10 protein-coding genes are annotated in these 13,332 nt (G+C 70.7%); 4 read left to right on the top strand and 6 right to left on the bottom strand.

Translation table 11 applies throughout. The features are described from left to right. Positions 1-44 precede the first annotated feature (44 nt). The 3 genes from E6C76_RS15270 (at position 45) to E6C76_RS15260 (ending at position 3,677) form a co-directional block, all read left to right on the top strand. Entirely contained in the window at positions 45-1,277 is a 1,233-nt protein-coding gene (locus tag E6C76_RS15270) for a phenylacetate--CoA ligase family protein (RefSeq protein ID WP_136349090.1), read from the top strand. Beyond that, positions 1,274-2,446 (top strand): CaiB/BaiF CoA transferase family protein, encoded by a 1,173-nt coding sequence (locus tag E6C76_RS15265; protein ID WP_136349089.1) that lies wholly within the window; start codon positions 1,274-1,276, stop codon positions 2,444-2,446. Before E6C76_RS15270 ends, E6C76_RS15265 begins: the two co-directional genes overlap by 4 nt. A 337-nt stretch (positions 2,447-2,783) precedes the next feature. Further along, positions 2,784-3,677: an AEC family transporter gene (locus E6C76_RS15260; RefSeq protein ID WP_136349088.1), complete on the top strand. Its 894-nt coding sequence runs from the start codon at positions 2,784-2,786 to the stop codon at positions 3,675-3,677. A 17-nt stretch (positions 3,678-3,694) separates the two neighbouring features. Here E6C76_RS15260 and E6C76_RS15255 read toward each other — a convergent pair whose 3' ends face one another. The 3 genes from E6C76_RS15255 to E6C76_RS15245 all read right to left on the bottom strand — a co-directional run bounded on the left by E6C76_RS15255 (position 3,695) and on the right by E6C76_RS15245 (position 7,131). Beyond that, positions 3,695-4,123, bottom strand: a complete 429-nt coding sequence (locus E6C76_RS15255; RefSeq protein WP_136349087.1) for a PhaM family polyhydroxyalkanoate granule multifunctional regulatory protein — start codon at positions 4,121-4,123, stop codon at positions 3,695-3,697. Between the two features lie 186 nt (positions 4,124-4,309). Beyond that, complete coding sequence (locus E6C76_RS15250; RefSeq protein ID WP_136349086.1) at positions 4,310-6,220, bottom strand: ATP-binding response regulator; 1,911 nt, start codon at positions 6,218-6,220, stop codon at positions 4,310-4,312. After that, positions 6,217-7,131, bottom strand: a complete 915-nt coding sequence (locus E6C76_RS15245) for an ABC transporter substrate-binding protein (RefSeq protein ID WP_136349085.1) — start codon at positions 7,129-7,131, stop codon at positions 6,217-6,219. Before E6C76_RS15245 ends, E6C76_RS15250 begins: the two co-directional genes overlap by 4 nt. Positions 7,132-7,334: 203 nt before the next feature. Here E6C76_RS15245 and E6C76_RS15240 point away from each other — a divergent pair, with 203 nt between their 5' ends. After that, positions 7,335-7,961, top strand: coding sequence for a response regulator transcription factor (locus E6C76_RS15240; RefSeq protein WP_136349084.1), 627 nt, complete (start codon positions 7,335-7,337; stop codon positions 7,959-7,961). A 43-nt stretch (positions 7,962-8,004) separates the two neighbouring features. Here E6C76_RS15240 and E6C76_RS15235 read toward each other — a convergent pair whose 3' ends face one another. The 3 genes from E6C76_RS15235 to E6C76_RS15225 form a co-directional block, all read right to left on the bottom strand. Beyond that, the gene (locus E6C76_RS15235; RefSeq protein WP_136349083.1) at positions 8,005-8,709 is read right to left on the bottom strand and encodes a ParA family protein; all 705 of its coding nucleotides are present in this window, start codon (positions 8,707-8,709) and stop codon (positions 8,005-8,007) included. A gap of 121 nt (positions 8,710-8,830) precedes the next feature. After that, on the bottom strand, positions 8,831-9,580 hold the full coding sequence (locus E6C76_RS15230) for a class I SAM-dependent methyltransferase (protein ID WP_136349082.1): 750 nt from the start codon (positions 9,578-9,580) through the stop codon (positions 8,831-8,833). 20 nt (positions 9,581-9,600) lie between these two features. After that, positions 9,601-13,164 carry an indolepyruvate ferredoxin oxidoreductase family protein gene (locus tag E6C76_RS15225; protein WP_136349081.1) on the bottom strand — a complete coding sequence of 1,188 codons (3,564 nt, stop codon included), beginning with the start codon at positions 13,162-13,164 and terminating at the stop codon, positions 9,601-9,603. Between the last annotated feature and the right edge of the window lie 168 nt (positions 13,165-13,332).

Here is a 13,332-nt window from a genome sequence, read left to right as displayed (position 1 = left end):
CATTCGGCACGCTGCCCAGGAAAGGCGGCGAACAGGATACCTCCATGGATTACTACGACGCGCGTGAAACCCGCCCGCAGGACGAGCGCGAGGCGGACCTGTTCGCCCGCCTGCCCGCACAGATCGCCCATGCCAGGGCCCATGCGCCGGCCTTTGCGCAGTCGCTGGCGGAGGTGGACCCGACAACGGTCACCTCGCGCGCGGCGCTCGCCCGCCTGCCGGTGATCCGCAAGTCCGAATTGCTGGAGCGCCAGAAGGCCGCGCGCCCGTTCGGCGGTTTCGCAGCGGTGAACTGGGGCCGTGCCTGCCACCGGGTGTTCGCCTCGCCAGGGCCCTTGTACGAACCGGAAGGCGCGCGGGCGGACTACTACCGGCTCGCCCGGGCGCTGTACGCGGCCGGTTTCCGCGCAGGCGACCTGGTGCACAACACCTTCTCCTATCATTTCACGCCCGCCGGTTCGATGATGGAGACCGGCGCCCACGCGGTGGGCTGCACCGTATTCCCCGCCGGGGTCGGGCAGACCGAACAGCAGGTGGCTGCCGTGGCGGACCTGCGCCCCAACGCCTACACCGGCACGCCGTCCTTCCTGCGCATCATCCTGGACAAGGCGGACGAACTGGGGGTGGCGCCCAGCTTCACCAAGGCCTTCGTCTCCGGCGAAGCCTTTCCGCCCAGCCAGCGCGACGCCCTGGCGGCGCGCGGCATCCAGGCCTACCAGGCCTACGCCACCGCCGACGTCGGCCTGATCGCCTTTGAGACCCCGGCGCGCGAGGGGCTGGTGGTGGACGAGGACATCATCCTGGAGATCGTCCGTCCCGGCACCGGCGACCCGGTGGCCGACGGCGAGGTCGGCGAGGTGGTGGTGACCACCTTCAACCCGGACTATCCGCTGATCCGCTTCGGCACCGGCGACCTGTCCGCCGTGTTGCCCGGCGCCTCGCCCTGCGGGCGCACCAACGTGCGCATCAAGGGCTGGCTGGGGCGCGCCGACCAGACCACCAAGATCAAGGGCATGTTCGTGCATCCGGCGCAGATCGCCGAGATCGTCCGCCGCCATCCGGAGATCGGCCGCGCGCGGCTGGTGGTGGACAACCCGGACCTGGTCGACCGCATGATCCTGCAGTGCGAATGCGCCGCCGGCAGCGACGCGCTGGCCGCCGCCATTGCCGGTTCGATCCGCGAACTCACCAAGCTGCGCGGCGAGGTGGCCTTCTGCGCCCCCGGCGGACTGGCCAACGACGGCAAGGTCATCGACGACCTGCGCAAGTACGAGTGAGCGGGCGTCCCGCCCCGCTGGCCGGGCTGCGGGTGCTCGACCTGACCCGCCTGCTGCCCGGCCCGCTGGCCACCCAGCATCTGGCCGACTTCGGCGCCGAGGTCATCAAGATCGAGGACCCCGGCGCCGGTGACTACGCACGCTCCATGGGCGCCCTGCATGGCGATACCAGCTATTTCTTCCGCGTGGTCAATCGCGGCAAGCAGAGCATCCGCCTGGACCTGAAGCAGGACGCGGGGCGCGAACTGCTGCTGCGCCTGGCGGAAAGCGCCGACGTGCTGGTCGAGGGCTTCCGCCCCGGCGTAATGGACAAGCTGGGCCTGGGCTACGAGGTGCTCGCCGCGCGCAATCCCCGCCTGGTGATGTGCAGCATCACCGGCTACGGGCAGGACGGCCCCTACGCCCAGCGCGCCGGGCACGACATCAACTATATCGGCTACGCCGGCGTGCTCGACCAGATCGGCCGCGCCGGCGGTCCGCCCGCGTTGTCCAACCTGCAGATCGGCGACCTGCTCGGCGGCACGCTGAGCGCCCTGTTCGGCCTGCTGGTCGCGGTGATCGACGCGCGTGCCAGCGGGCAGGGGCGCCACGTGGACGTGGCAATGACCGACGCCACGCTCGCCCACGCCATCTTCCCGCTGTGCGAAGTGCTCGCCCACGGCGCTGTGCGCCCGCGCGGCGAGGATCTGCTCGACGGCGGCGTGCCGTGCTACGGCGTGTATGAGACCGCCGACGGCCGCCATCTGGCGGTCGGCGCGCTGGAAGAGAAATTCTGGTTCCTGCTGTGCGACACCCTCGGCCGCCCCGACCTCAGGCCCGCCCATCTGGCTACCGGGGAGGCGGGCCGCCGCGCTCGGGAAGAACTCGGGGCCATCTTCCGTGGCCGTACGCTGGCCGACTGGGTGGCCGTGTTCGACCAGGTGGATTGCTGCGTGACGCCGGTGCTGCGCATGGAGGAAAGCCTGCGCGACCCACATCTGCGCGCCCGCGGCATGGTCGCGGAGGTGGACGGCGTGCGCCAGTTCGCCCCGCCGGTGCGGTTGTCCGGCCATGTGCCGGCCCTGTCCGCCGGCGCGCCGGCCGCGGGCCAGCATACCGATGAAATCCTTGGCGGGCTGGGCCTGGATGCCGGGGCCATTGCCGCGCTGCGCGGGCAGGGTGTGATCTGATCGGCAGACCACCGGAAACGCCGAACCCTCTGTAGGGGGGAGGCAGCCGTTCCAGGAGTTCATGGGCATGGCCGCCGGCGATTTCGCGACCGCCGTGCCGTGGGGCACTCCGCCGGGGAAGTCCGGGCCGGCTGTTTGAGGGCGTGCAGCGCCCGAGTTCCGGCCCGGCCGGCGGAGTGCCCCACGGCACGGGAACCCGCAGGGCGGGAGCGTATGAGCCGGCGGCCATGCCCATGAACTCCTCCCCCGGTACGCCGTCGCGCCCCCAAACGGGCGTCCCGCAGCATAAGTAATCGTACGTACGCCGCCCCGCCGCTGCTTGCGGTAGGCTTGCCGGATGCAAAGCCTGCTCCTGCTGCTTCCCGACTTTTCCCTGATCCTGCTCGGCGTCGTGCTGCGCCGCCATCTGCTCACCGCCGACGAGCTGTGGGCGGCCATCGAGAAGCTGGTGTACTTCGTACTGTTTCCGGCGCTGCTGTTCAACGTGCTGGCCAGCGCGCCGATCGACTTCTCCAGCGCGCTGCCCCTGTTCGGCAGCGGCTTCGCGGTGCTGCTCGCCGGCTTCGCGCTGGGCTGGCTGGGGCGCCCGCTGATGGGGCTGCCGGCCGTCGCCTTCGCCTCGCGCCTGCAATGCGCCTACCGCTTCAACACCTACATCGCCATTGCCATCGCCGGCAAACTGCACGGCACGCTGGGCGTGGCGACGATGGGTGCGCTGGGCGGAGCGATGGTGCCGTTGGCCAACATCCTCGCGGTCAGCATGCTGGCGCGCCACGGGCAGGGCAATCCGCTGCGCGAACTGGCGCGCAACCCGCTGGTGCTCGCCACGCTGGCCGGGCTGGCGTTTAATGCGGGCGGGCTGGAACTGGCCGATCCCGTGCAATCCTTCCTGAAGCGCCTGGGCGACGCGGCGGTGGCGCTCGGCCTGCTGGCGGTGGGCGCCGCGCTGCGCTGGGGCAAGGTGGGCGGGCGGCTGGCCGGCTCGTGCTGGCTGCTCGCGGTGAAGCTGATGATGATGCCCGCGCTGGCCTGGTGGCTGGGGCGCGCGCTGGGCATCGAAGGCGTGGCCTTCGATATCCTGGTGCTGTTCGCCGCGCTGCCCACGGCCAGTTCGGCCTACATCCTGGCGATGCGCATGGGCGGGGACGGGCCGGGCGTGGCCTGGCTGATCTCCGCCTCGACGCTGCTGGCGGTGGGCTCACTCAGCTTCTGGCTGAACCTGCTGGGCTGAGTGCCCCCCGGCCGGCGTCACTTGTCGGTGCTTCTGCGCGCGCCGCGCGGCTTCGCGCCCTTGTCGGCGGGTTTCTCAGCTGCCGGTGCGGGGGTGCTCTGCGGGGCGCCGCCCGTCATCAGATTCCACGGCCACATGGCCGCTGCGCTGACGAACGGATTGGCCTCCTCGCCACCGTCCTGCTCGGCGGACTCGCGGGCGTGGCGGCTCATGGCCTGCACCGCGGCGATGGCGGCGCGCTGCATTTCCAGCCCCTGGGTGGTCATCTGCAGCATGTTGAGGTTCATCTTCAGCCAGCCTTCCACGGCCTTCAGGTCGGCGATGCGCTTGTCCAGCTCGTCCACGTCGAGCGTGGGAGTGACCATGCCGGGCAGCGAGAAGCCCATGTTGCTCCACATGCCGCGCACGAAATCGAGCGGATCCTGGGCGGTTTGGTCCTGAGACATGGCGAGTCCTCCCGTGGTGGTGGATGCCCGGCCGACGAGCGCGGCCCGGTGCAGGTGTGACGCTGGGCGAGGCCCGGCGGCACGGTATATCTTCATCTTAACCGAGTGCCGCGACGGGTGCACGGCCGTCATGCCGCGGGATTTCCTGGCCTGCTGCGCGCAGGTGAGGCGGCGGCCGTTGCCGCATCAGTGGTTGCTGTACAGGCGATGCAGCAGGGCGCGCAGACGTGCCGGACGCACCGGCTTGTGCAGCAGCGGGATGGCCGAGTCCTGGGCGAGCTTGAGGGTATCGGCGCAGGTGTCGCCGCTGATCAGCACGGCGGGCAGATCAGCGCCCCAGCGCGCACGCATCGCGGCGATGGCGGTGATGCCGTTGTCCGGGCTGCGCAGGCGGAAGTCGCTGATCAGCAGTTGTGGCGGCGGCGCATCCGGCGCGCGGACGTCGATGAGCTCTTCGAGCGAGGCGGCGGACTCCACCACGCAGCCCCAGGAGGACAGCAGGCTGTCCATGCCGTTGCGGGCGAGCGGGTCATCCTCGATCAGCACGATGCGCCAGCCGGCCAAGTCGCCGGGCGTTCGTTCGTTGCCGGCGCCGTGGGCGCCGCGGTCCGCTTCGGCGGCGGGCATCTCCAGCGTGAACACCGAGCCCACGCCCGGCCTGGAGCGCAGGGAGAGGCGGTGCCCGAGCAGATCGGTGAGGCGCCGCACGATGGCCAGCCCGAGACCGAGGCCCTTGTCGCGCGCGCGTTCGGCGTTATCGAGCTGGACGAACTCCTGGAAGATGATTTCCTGCTCGTGCTCCTCGATGCCCACGCCGGAATCGCGCACCTCCACGTGCAGCTTGCCCGCGCGCCGGCGGCAGGCCACCAGCACGCCGCCGCGCTGGGTGTAGCGGATGGCGTTGCTGGCAAGGTTGGTCAGGATGCGTTCGAACAGTACCGGATCGCTCCGTCCCCACGCCTCGGTGGCGCGCACCTTCAGGCGCAGCCCCTTCTCGGCGGCGGCGGTGCGCAGTTCGGCGGAGATGCGTTCGAGGATGGGCTGCAGCGGGAAGGAGGCGATGGTGGGGTGGAGGACGCCGGCGTCCAGCTTGGAGATGTCGAGCAGGCTGTCGAGCAGGTTTTCCATGGCCTCGGCCGAGGCGCTGATCTTCTGCACCAGGTGGCGGGCCTCCGGCGCGTGGGACAGTTGCGACAGTTCGGTGATGAACAGGCCGAGGGCGTGCATGGGCTGGCGCAGATCGTGGCTGGCCGCGGCGAGGAAGCGCGACTTGGCCAGGTTGGCCTGTTCGGCCTCTTCCTTGCGCTCGCGCAGTTCGGCCGTGGCCTCCATGATGCGGCGGGCCATGCTGTCGTGGATTTCCTCGAGGCGCTCGGCCATGTCATTGACCCCGTCGGCGAGCAGGCGCAGGCTGCCGCCGCCCAGTTCCGGCACCCTTTCGCTGAGGCGGCCCTGGCCGATGCGTGCGACCGCCCAGGCCACCCGGCGGATCGGCCCGCTCACCCCGCGGCTCAGCCAGGTCGACAGCAGCAGGCTGGCGATCAGCACCAGCAGCGTGGAGACGGTCGCCACGCGCAGCAACTCGTTGCGGCGGGCTTTTACGCGCTCGAGCGACAGTTCGACGGTGACCGTGCCGAGCGTGGGAATGTGCGGGGCCTGCGCGCTGTCGGCAGTGCCGAGGGTGAAGGCGTCGTCGAGCTGGATGTTGCTCGGCAGGATGGATTCGGTGACCCGCAGCAGGCCGCCGGAATCATGCGTGGAGGGTGGCGCGCCGCTGCCCTGGTGCTGGCCGCGAGCGCTGCGCACGAGCAGTTCGCCGGACGGGTCCCGGATGCTGACTGCGGCCACGTCGCTTTCGGCGAGCACCGCGTTGGCAAGCTGCTGCAGGGTGTCGAGGTTGCCCGCGAAGGCCGCGTATTCGCTGGCCGCCGCCAGCTGGCGGGCGAGGGCCTGCGCGCGCGCCGCGTGCGCTTCGTCCAGATCGGCCAGGCGCGAACCGGTGTAGAACACGGTGAGCACCGCAGCCATGGCGAGCATCGGCAGCACTGCCGCGACGATCACGCGGGCGCGCACGCCCCAGCGCACCATGCTCATCATTCGCCCTGCTCCTGGCGCAGCAGCGACCGGGTCAGCGCCTCGGCGGCGGGCAGGCGCAACCCCAGCGAGCGGGCCACGTTGGCATTCACCGCCACCTCGAAACGGCGCGGCGCCGCGGGCTGCGGCAGACTACCGTTGCGCAGCACCGCGCGTACGGCCTCGGCGGCCTGCTGGCCGACCTGGGTCGGCGTGGAATACAGCGCCAGCAGGGCGCCGGCGCGCGCATAGGCGGGCGAGAAGCCGACGACCGGCGAGCGCCGGCGGTAGGCGGTGAGCAGGACGTTCTGCACGGTGTAGCCGTTGAACACCGCGGGGTCCGGGGTCGCGAGCAGTACCGCCGGTTCGGCGAACACGCGCTGCAGCGCGACGAACAGTTCGCGATCGGCGTCCACCCGGGCGCCGACCACGTCGAGCCCCTGCGCGCGCGCGGCGGCCGCCAGTTCGTCGGCCATCTCCTCGCTGGCCGGGCTGGACAGCAGGGCGATCCGGGGAATCTCCGGCAGTGCCAGACGGATCAGCGCGATCTGGCGCGCCGGGGGTTGGTCGAGAAAGATGGCCGAACGCCCGGCGGTGCGATGCGCGGGCGGCAGCTGGGCGTAGCTGGCACGCGCGATCAGCGCATGCAGTACCGGCGTGGGCGGCGCCAGTTCCGCGACGGCCTGCGCCGCGCGGCTGCCGACGGTGACCACCACGCGGCGCTTCTCCAGGGCTTCCGGGGCCAGGGCCTGGACGAAGAGCTGTTCCGCCTCGGCTTCGAGGGGCAGGCCGGCGGTGATCGCCGCGGCCGCTTCCTGGTGGATGGCGTCGGCTTCGCTGAGCACCAGCAGCACCGGCGCAGCGCCGAAAGCACCTCCGGCCTGGGCGATGAGCGCCAGGAACAGGGCAGCAATCAGGCGAAGGCAACGCGTCATCGTCGGTGCGGCATGCTGTTCGGACGGGAGGGGGAGCGGCGCACCCGTGCTATGCGGCGTGCAAGTGAAGGGATAGATTATCGCTAACTTTGCCGCTTTCGGGGCGAGCGTGCGAACCCTCGCTGTTTGCAATGGGAAACGGCGTGCTATGCTTGACGCATCCAAAAATGGCCCCTCGGCCGGAGACATCTGGGGAGCACACCGTGACCAAAATCCTGATCGTGGAAGACCACGCCCTGGTGCGCGAGGCACTGGCCCAGACCCTGGCGCGACTGGCGCCGGACATGGATTGCGTGGAGGCCAGCGGAGCCGGCGAGGCGCTCGCCCGGCTGGAGGAGGGCGCCGACTGGGATCTCGTCGTCGTCGACCTGATGCTGCCCGACATGAACGGCTTCTCGCTGCTCGGCGTGCTGGCCAAGCGTTTCCCCGACGTGCCGGCCATCGTCGTCTCGGCGATGGACGACCCGACCTCGATCCGCCGCGCGATCAAGGGCGGCGCTTCCGGCTTCGTCTCCAAGTCCAGTTCGGGTGAGGCGCTGTGCGAGGCGGTGCGCACCGTGCTCGACGGCGGGGTCTATCTGCCCGACGTGGAAGGCGCCGCCGGCAAGCGCGGCGCGGCGCCGGTCAATGAGCGCTTCGGGCTCACGCCCGCGCAGACCCGGGTGATGGAATTGCTGTCCCAGGGCAAGACCAACCGCGAGATCGCCGATCTGCTCGGCCTTTCGGAAGGCACGGTGAAGGTCCACATGTCGGCCATCTTCCGCGCCCTCAAGGTCAACAACCGGGCCCAGGCGCTGGTGGTGATCTCGCGCCACGGAACCCGGCTGTAATCCTTTCCGGCTGCAGCCCCCGCCCACGGGGCCGGGCAGGCCGTCAGCGGCGCGCCGGCTGGCTCAGGCGCAACGGCATTTCCGCCGGGGGGATGTGGACGGCTTCGTCCTCGTCCTCCTCGACGAAATCGCCGCCCTCGCCGGCATCGATCTCCAGCACGTGCAGTACCTGACGGGCCAGCGCGCGGCAGGCGTTGGCCAGCGGCGTGGGCAACTGGTCCGGCACCTGGCGCTGCAGCAGCAGCTTGGAGGACGACAGCGCGCCGACCGGCTTGAGGATGCGGTGGCGGTAGGCGCCCATCAACTGGGCGACGTTGCGGTCCGCCGCCTCGCGCTGCCAGGCGTTGGCCGGCCACTGGGAGGGCACCGCGTAGGCGCGCGGGAACATCTCCAGATCGCGCAGCACGGTGCGGATGTCCTCGTGCGATTCGCGGAATGGCAGCAGCACGATGTCGGACAGGGCGTACAGCTTGCGGTCCATTTCCGTGCGGTTGCCGCCGCCGTCGATCACGCCGACCCAGTTTTCCAGCGTGCGCAGTTTGTCCACCACCTTGGTGAGCGCCTCGCGGGTGCGCGCGTCGGCGGTGATGTAGCGCCGTCCTTCCGGCGTCAGCGGCTCGCGCGAGGTGTCGGTCAGCACGCATGCGGACCGGTGCCCGAGCAGCCCCAACCCCTGGCAGAGCATGTGCGACAAGGTGGTCTTGCCGGTTCCGCCCTTGTTGCCAATGATGCAGATGATCTCAGCCATGACTTCAAATCCCCAGCTCGCGGTCCGTTGACCGCACGATGCCATTATCGGCAGGCCGGCGCCCGGACTAGAGGCGGAAAAGCGGTGCGAACGCCGCCCAATTCCGCGCCTTGCGTGCCCTCTATGCGTCCGCCGGCACCGGGTGGTAAGCGTACAGCCGCGTGCGGCGGCGATCCGCGACGTCCACCACGAAGGCCGGCTCGACGCCGGGGACCGGAAAACTGTTGCTGAGCAGCAGCGCCCCGGGCACCAGTTCCGCGCAGGCCTTCTGCCACACCCGCGCCATCGGTACCGGGGACAGGAAGGCATATACGACATCGTGGGTAGACCAGGATTCGGCGAAGAAATCCCCGCGCCGCAGGGCCAGGTTGGGCAGTCCGCCGCCGAGCAGCCGGGCGAGCAGATGCGGGGCCGGCGCGGACTCGATGCCGGTGAACCGGCAGTCCGGGCGCAGGCGGGCGAGCGGCCGCAGGAGGGCGCCGGTGCCACTGCCCAGGTCGAGCACGGCAACGGGGCGGTCGGCGGGCAGCAGGCGGGCCACTTCCGCGACCGTGCGGCGATTGCTCAGATACAGCGGTACCTGGGTGCGGAAACTGCTCCAATAGACCGCCGCGAGCGCCAGGAAGGCCGTCAGATACCAGCCCGGCTGCAGATCCAGCCGATGGGCGAGGAAGGCCAGCGGCGTGAACGCCAGATGGATGGGCAGCCACCAGCGCGCGCTGCGCAACAGCGCGGCCAGCACCGTGGCGCCGACCGCCTGCGCGGCGGCCAGCGACCACGGCGAGGCGGGCAGGATGCCCGCGCGCGCGGCGAACCAGACGAGCGCCCAGCCGCCGAGCTGGGCGAGAAGGGCTTTGAGGGCGGGTGGCATGGGCGGGCATCATAGCCCGATCAGGCCGCCGCGCGGGCCGCTTCCCGTTCCGTCGCCGGTGCGTCCGCCGGCCGGCGCCAGCGCGCCAGCAGTTCCTCGCGCCGCGCGGCGGCCTTCGCCATGTTGCCCGCCTTGACGTGGCCGAAGCCGCGGATGCCGTCCGGCAGCGCGGCGATCTCCGTCGCCAGCGCCAGGCGCGCGGCGGACAGGGCGGCCAGCAGTTCGGCGACGTCCTGCTCGTACTGCGCGATCAGCGCGCGCTCGGCGCGCCGCTCGGCGGTATGGCCGAACGGATCCCAGCGCGTGCCGCGCAGTCCTTTCAGGCGTGCGAGCAGGGCGAAGACCTTGCGCATGCGCGGCCCGTAACTGCGCTTGGCGATGCGTCCGGTGTTCGGGTCGGGGCGCGTGGACAGCGGCGGGGCGAGATGGAAGCGCACTGCGAAATCGCCCTCGAAGGTCTCCTCCACCTTGGTCCAGAAGGCCGCATCGGTATACAGCCGGGCAACCTCGTACTCGTCCTTGTAGGCCAGCAGCTTGTGGTAGTTGCGCGCGACCGCTTCGCTGAGCCCGGTCGTCCCGGCGCCGGCCACGCGTGTTTCGGCGGCGCGCACCCGGTCGACCAGCGCGCGGTAGCGCGCGGCGTAGGCGGCATCCTGGTAGGCGGCGAGCGCCTGTTCGCGCACCCGGACGATCGCGTCCAGATCGGGCGGGGCGGCGGGCTCGTTCTCCAGGCCCGCGTGGCGGCGCACCGCGTCGGCATCATGTGCCGCGCGCCGGCCCCACAGGAAGGCGGCGCGGTTCATCTCCAGGGCCACGCCGTTGAGCTCGATGGCCTGCATCAGCGCAGCGTGGGACACCGGCACCATGCCCTTCTGCCAGGCGTAGCCGAGCAGGAACAGGTTGGTGGCGATGGCATCGCCCATCAGCGTGGTGGCCAGTTGCTGGGCGTCGAGGAAATCGGCCGCGTCCACGGCGTCGCGCACGGCCTGCTGCATGCGCGCCAGCGGGAAGCGCCAGTCCGGGTTGAGGGTGAATTCGGAGGTCGGCGTCTCCGCGCAATTGACCACCGCGCGGGTGCGCCCGGCGGCCAGCTTGGCGAGCGCCTCGACGCTGGCCGAGACCACCAGGTCGCCGCCGATCAGCGCATCGGCCTCGCCGGCGGCGATGCGCACCGCGTGCAGATCCTCCGGGCGGTCGGCGAGGCGGATGTGGCTGAACACCGAGCCGCCCTTCTGCGCCAGCCCGGTCATGTCCAGCACGGTGACGCCCTTGCCGTCCAGATGGGCGGCCATGCCGATCAGCGCGCCGATGGTGACCACCCCGGTGCCGCCCACGCCGGTGACCAGGATGCCGAAGGGCCGGGCGGTGGCGGGCAGCACGGGGTCGGGCAGGGCGGCAAAGGCGGCGGTGTCGTCGGCCAGCGCGCGGCCCTTGCGCAGGCGGCCGCCCTCGACGGTGATGAAGCTGGGGCAGAAACCGTTCAGACAGGAGTAGTCCTTGTTGCACGAGGACTGGTCGATGCGCCGCTTGCGGCCGAACTCGGTTTCCACCGGCAGGATGGACATGCAGTTGCTCGCCACGCCGCAGTCCCCGCAGCCCTCGCACACCGCTTCGTTGATGAACACGCGGCGGGCGGGGTCGGGGAAGGTGCCGCGCTTGCGGCGGCGGCGCTTCTCGGCCGCGCAGGTCTGGTCGTAGATCAGCGCGGAGACGCCGGGCACCGCGCGCAGTTCGCGCTGCACGGCGTCGAGTTCGTCGCGGTGGCGCACCGGCACGCCGTGCGGCAGCTCGGCCGGGCCGTAGGCGCGCGGTGTGCCGTCGGTGACCACGACGATGCTGCCGACGCCTTCGGCGGCGAGCTGGCGGGCGATGATGGGCACGGTCAGCTCGCCGTCGTGCGGCTGGCCGCCGGTCATCGCCACGGCGTCGTTGTAGAGGATCTTGTAGGTGATGCTCACCCTGGCGGCCACCGCCTGGCGGATCGCCAGCAGGCCGGAATGGAAATAGGTGCCGTCGCCCAGGTTGGCGAATACGTGCGGAGTGGCGGTGAACGGCGCCTGGCCGACCCAGGGCACGCCTTCGCCGCCCATCTGGGTGAAGGTGCCGGTGCGCCGCTCGGGCATCCAGGTCACCATGTAGTGGCAGCCGATGCCGGCCAGCGCGCGGCTGCCCTCCGGTACGTGGGTGGAGGTGTTGTGCGGACAGCCGGAACAGAAGGTGGGCACGCGGTCGATCTTGAACACGCGGTTTTCCAGCGCCTGTTCCTTGGCCTCCAGGAAGGCCAGGCGGGCCTGGATGCGCTCGGAGGTGAAGAAGCGTCCGATGCGCGCGGCGATCACCCGGGCGATCATCGCCGGGGTCAGCTCGCCGGCCGCCGGCAACAGCCAGTCGCCATGGTCGATGCTGCCGTCGGCGCGCACCACGTGGGCCCATTCGCCCTTTTCGTCGAACTTGCCGACGACGCGCGGGCGTACGTCCTCGCGCCAGTTGTAGAGCTCTTCCTTCAACTGGTATTCGAGCAGCTGGCGCTTTTCCTCGATCACCAGGATCTCGTCGAGGCCCTCGGCGAAGCGGCGCACGCCGTCGGCTTCCAGCGGCCACACCATGCCCACCTTGTACAGGCGGATGCCGATCTCGGCAGCCAGGGTTTCGTCCAGCCCCAGGTCGTCGAAGGCCTGGCGCACATCCAGGTAGCTCTTGCCGCTGGTGATGATGCCCAGGCGCGGCGCGGGCGAGTCGATCACCACGCGGTTGAGCCGGTTGACGCGCGCATAGGCCAGCGCCGCGTACAGCTTGTGGTGCAGCAGGCGTTCTTCCTGCACCAGCGGCGGGTCGGGCCAGCGCAGGTTGAGGCCGGCGGCCGGCAGGGCGAAATCGGTGGGGATGTGTACTTGCACGCGCCACGGATCGACATCCACCGAGGCGGAGGTTTCCACCGTGTCGGCCAGCGCCTTGAACGCCACCCAGCAGCCCGAGTAGCGCGACAGCGCGTAGCCATGCACGCCGAAGTCGATGTACTCCTGCACGCCGGCCGGGGCCAGCACCGGCATCATCACCGCCTTGAAGAAATGGTCGGTCTGGTGCGGCAGGGTGGAGGACTTGGCGGCGTGGTCGTCGCCGGCGACCACCAGCACGCCGCCGTGCTGCGAACTGCCGGCGGCGTTGGCGTGGCGGAACACGTCGCCGCAGCGGTCCACGCCGGGGCCCTTGCCGTACCACATGGCGAACACGCCGTCGTAGCGCACCCCGGGGTCGAGATTGACCTGCTGGGTGCCCCACACGGCGGTGGCGGCGAGGTCTTCATTGACGCCGGGCTGGAACACCACGTCGTGCGCGGCCAGGTGCTTCCTGGCCTTCCACAGCGTCTGGTCCAGGCCGCCGAGCGGCGAACCCCGGTAACCGGAGACGAAGCCGGCGGTGTTCAGGCCGCCCGCCGCGTCGCGCTCCTTCTGGATCATCAGCAGGCGCACCAGCGCCTGGTAGCCGGTCAGATAGACGCGGCCGGAAACGGTGGTGTACTTGTCTTCGAGGCTGGGGGCACGAAGGGCGTGCGCACCGCTGGCGCGCGGGTCGGCTGTGGCCATGTGGGGTCTCCTTCCACAAAAATCGTGTTTTTTTGTGTGCTGCCGAGGCGCCTTGTGGGCGCGCCTGCAGTGGCGAAGCGAAACCAGCCTAGCCGGTGGGCCGGGCTGGTTTCAATCCTTGGATACCCTAATGGCCGGGGCGTTCGGTCGGCGGGAAGGATGTACCCC

The organism is Pseudothauera nasutitermitis, from assembly GCF_004801295.1.
In the GTDB taxonomy this organism is placed as follows: domain Bacteria; phylum Pseudomonadota; class Gammaproteobacteria; order Burkholderiales; family Rhodocyclaceae; genus Pseudothauera; species Pseudothauera nasutitermitis.
This window is presented reverse-complemented; position numbering and strand designations above follow the sequence as displayed.